Source organism: Streptomyces katrae (genome assembly GCF_000966975.1).
GTDB classification, from domain to species: Bacteria; Actinomycetota; Actinomycetes; order Streptomycetales; family Streptomycetaceae; genus Streptomyces; species Streptomyces katrae.
Genome location: NZ_JZWV01001403.1, coordinates 1 through 899, shown reverse-complemented (window position 1 = coordinate 899; position 899 = coordinate 1). Strand labels below are relative to the sequence as shown.

Annotated in this window: 1 protein-coding gene; it reads left to right on the top strand. The window is 79.2% G+C overall.

Annotated elements, in window-relative coordinates; genetic code table 11:
* A partial coding sequence (locus tag VR44_RS37720; protein WP_052714014.1) for an RNA polymerase sigma factor occupies positions 1-890 on the top strand: 890 nt, incomplete at its 5' end.
* Positions 891-899 lie beyond the last annotated feature (9 nt).

Here is an 899-nt window from a genome sequence, read left to right as displayed (position 1 = left end):
CGGGGGCGCCGGGCGACGGAGCCGCGTACGCCGCCCCGCAGGCCGCGCCCGCCGCGCCCGCGCGCCCCGCGCGGCCCGCCGAGGCGTTCGACTGCCTCTACGCCTACTCCGCCCCCGCCCTCGTCCGGCAGGTCTACCTGCTGACGGGGCGTCGCACCCTCGCGCAGGAGTCCGTGGAGCGGGCGTTCCGTCAGGCCTGGGCGCAGTGGCCCGAGGTGGCCACCGATCCCGACCCCGTCGGCTGGGTCCGCTCGGCCGCGTACGAGTACGCCCTCTCCCCCTGGCGGCGGCTGCGCCGGGCCCACCGGACCCTCGGCCGCCCCGACAAGGCCCCGGCCGACCCCAACGACCGCATCCTGCTGGGCGCCCTGCTGTCACTGCCGCCCGCGCACCGCCGGACCGTGCTGCTCTACGACGGCGTCGGCCTCGACCTGCCCGACACCGCCGCCGAGACCGAGGCCAGCACCCCCACCACCGGCAACCGCCTGCTCCGTGCCCACGCCGACCTCGCCGCCCGGCTCCCCGGGCTGGCCGGCGTACCCCCGCAGGAGCAGTCGGCCGTACTGCGGGCCTGGCTCGGCGCGGTGCGGCCCGCCGTGCCTCTGGAGCCGCCTCCGGCGGCCACCGTCCGCACCCTCAGCGAGCACCGCGCCCGCCGCTGGGCGCGGGCCGCGCTCATGCTGACGGCGGTGATCGCCGCCGCCACCGGCTACACCACCGTCACCGCGCCGGACCACTACGTGGCGCCGGTCCCGGCCGGAGTCAGCGTCTCCGGGGTCCCGCCCCTCAGCGGCCCGCCGCGGCTGACCGAGACCAGCCGGGCCCTCCAGGACAGGCTCCGCGAACATCCGGCCGCCGGCCCCCGCCGGCTCCACCCGTCGCTGGAGTGAGCCCGTGAA